Annotated in this window: 3 protein-coding genes and 1 CRISPR repeat array; of the genes, 1 reads left to right on the forward strand and 2 read right to left on the reverse strand. The window is 36.3% G+C overall.

The window, feature by feature from the left end; translation table 11 throughout:
* Nucleotides 1-55 precede the first annotated feature (55 nt).
* A CRISPR array of direct repeats spans nucleotides 56-841; the repeat unit is 36 nt; unit sequence ATCTACAACAGTAGAAATTATTTAAGGTTACTCAAC.
* Between the two features lie 125 nt (nucleotides 842-966).
* On the reverse strand, nucleotides 967-1,212 hold the full coding sequence (locus CCU_RS14830; protein WP_243440894.1) for a CRISPR-associated endonuclease Cas2: 246 nt from the start codon (nucleotides 1,210-1,212) through the stop codon (nucleotides 967-969).
* Between the two features lie 90 nt (nucleotides 1,213-1,302).
* On the opposite strand from CCU_RS14830, the gene CCU_RS11595 reads away from it, so the two are divergent.
* Nucleotides 1,303-2,157, forward strand: coding sequence for a DUF2262 domain-containing protein (locus CCU_RS11595; protein ID WP_015534800.1), 855 nt, complete (start codon nucleotides 1,303-1,305; stop codon nucleotides 2,155-2,157).
* A gap of 265 nt (nucleotides 2,158-2,422) precedes the next feature.
* On the opposite strand, the gene rhuM is transcribed toward CCU_RS11595, so the two are convergent.
* Nucleotides 2,423-2,845 (reverse strand): RhuM family protein (gene rhuM / locus CCU_RS11600; protein ID WP_208896204.1); only part of this gene is annotated, 423 nt, incomplete at its 5' end.

Here is a 2,845-nt window from a genome sequence, read left to right on the forward strand (position 1 = left end):
AGTAGAAATTATTTAAGGTTACTCAACCTGATTTATTAGTTACAGCGGAATGTGTATCTACAACAGTAGAAATTATTTAAGGTTACTCAACAAAATACCCTAAAATATACGAAAGGTATCTACAACAGTAGAAATTATTTAAGGTTACTCAACGTCTGTATGTGTTTTTTCGCCAGCCTATCTACAACAGTAGAAATTATTTAAGGTTACTCAACAGACGTACCACACATTAACCCAGCAATATCTACAACAGTAGAAATTATTTAAGGTTACTCAACGATGAAACAGGCCATTGACAAGATCATATCTACAACAGTAGAAATTATTTAAGGTTACTCAACAATCAGATAATCCTGACCGCCGTTTGATCTACAACAGTAGAAATTATTTAAGGTTACTCAACTCTTGGAGACTCAATCAATGACCAGTTATCTACAACAGTAGAAATTATTTAAGGTTACTCAACTGTTACACTATACTGTGCCATGATTATATCTACAACAGTAGAAATTATTTAAGGTTACTCAACTGATTATACGCAAGACTCGGAATATTAATCTACAACAGTAGAAATTATTTAAGGTTACTCAACTTCGGCATGGACATTTGGGAAATAGAATCTACAACAGTAGAAATTATTTAAGGTTACTCAACCACCAGACACCGGCGGCAAGCTCTTGATCTACAACAGTAGAAATTATTTAAGGTTACTCAACTTTTAATGCCATATTCCAAGGGCTGTCATCTACAACAGTAGAAATTATTTAAGGTTACTCAACAAATTCAGCCTCGCCTACGCACGCCTATCTACAACAGTAGAAATTATTTAAGGTTACTCAACTCAAAATTGGTGTTTGTGCACAATTTTTTTGTTTTATAACCACTATATACAGTCTTTTTTTGTTTGTTATGTTCATATCTGTTGAGTAACCCCTTAATTTTTCCTCAGAAAGACTGAGGTTTGCATTACTGAATAACTATAAAATTCTTCTCGTCATTCTTGGCATAACCAAATCTTAACACCTCACAACTCGATGACATCTTAAATATAATGACACTGTCCTCTTGTGTGAAGTTTTTTTCAAATCTATTAGTTATATCAGTAACTATGTTATCTATTATACGCTGACTGTTATCAATTTCAAATACTGAATATTGTAATCTATGTCCAAACCTAGATAAATATTTGGGTACTATAACAGATTTTGACAATGCTTGGGTTATAGAAACAAAGGAAATGTTTTATTATATATTTTGGTGTACAACGGCATAAATAGATTTGATTATTGTGGAGGAGCGACTATGGATATACATGAAATCTATCAGGAAGATAATAAATTTGAGGGTGAGGAGAGCATATATTACGTTCTTGTTGGAAAAGGTGACTCGTCCAGATGGGACAAGAGTCACAAGTATTATATTATTACACGTTCTGCTGTTGCAATCTATGATATAAACGCTGCCAGTATGGTGAAGAAGATAAAGGTTATGACATGGCCTATACCTAACGAGGAACATGATGCACAGGAGAAAAACAGCGGATATTTTAACAGATTTAAAGAGGGTGTCATTTATAAGGTGGCAGGAAGATTACAGTATAGTTACTTCGGAGAACTTGCATTTCTGTACATCAGAGAGGTTTTGGAAGAAAATGCATCCGGAACAAAGCTTGATAAAAATCAGGAAAAGTATCTGGCACCAATTGTCTTAGAGGATGAGGTGCTGGGGAAATTAGTGTTAGAAAAATCGGAAGGTCTGTTTGAAGGTAAGTATGATTTTGCAGGTAATGACATCACAATTTATATTGAGGTAGAGTGGGACAGTAAGGCAACTTGGAAAAAGCCTTTGACTGTTGCCAGAGATTTTGCAGAGCATATTGCTTCAAAGGATGAGGTGTTTAGATCGTATATTGCATCTGATGAGGATCTGTATGATGCTGCATTGGAGTGCGTGGAAGAATATGAAGATGAATGCGAAATTCATTTTTCTACACCGGAAGAATTTGCAGACGCATTAAAGGGTCGAATGAAATATATATTTGTGAATCAGAATGGCTCTTATACTGTAGGATACGATGATGGTTATGTATTTGGTGGACATGAGATAGATGTGGATGTAAATTCTAAGGGTGAAATGGTGTGTGCCGAGATGAGATAAAACATAGGAGCATGAGAAATAAGATGAGTGAAAAATCTGTTTTTATAAACCATTGGTTATATTCAAAGCCTAATCCGGAACCAAATAAAGCTGGAAATGTTGTTAGACGTGATTAATTCCGAGATTCAGAAATTTAATGAATGCGGATTAGCTGAATGGAGCGGAATCTTGGATGAAGCGATTGCTAAATTTGATTTAGGAAATCCAAGAAGTTGATTTTGTTGCAAGCGGGCTGTTTAGGCCCGCCTGAAGTATTTTTGGGTATTTATTTCTTGTCGGAATCTGCAATCTCTTCCAATGTACCAATGCTTTTGATAAAGTCCTGTTCAACTGGGGAAATGGTGTTTTCCAAGCGGTTCTTGTACTTGGTGTATTCGGCATGAGCCTTATCAAGTGCCTGCTTGTGGCTGATGTGACCGCTACTGGTAAGAATATCACGGCGGGTCATTTTCAGGTAATCGTCAATGGTTTCCAGCCAGTCCTTCATATACATTGGTTCCTGATTGAGAGCGTGTACCTCGGCGATATCGAGATAGGCTGTAACTATCTTGTTTAAAGCATCCAATTCCTGCTGGGTAAGATAGTTTTTTGCAATTTCTACATCGGGGCGACGGATGGTGTCACTAGCCCATGAGGTAAGTCCCATATTATCTTTTTCAGCATCGGCACGCTGGTAAATAACTTCTGC

The organism is Coprococcus sp. ART55/1 (assembly GCF_000210595.1).
Lineage (GTDB): Bacteria > Bacillota > Clostridia > Lachnospirales > Lachnospiraceae > Coprococcus > Coprococcus aceti.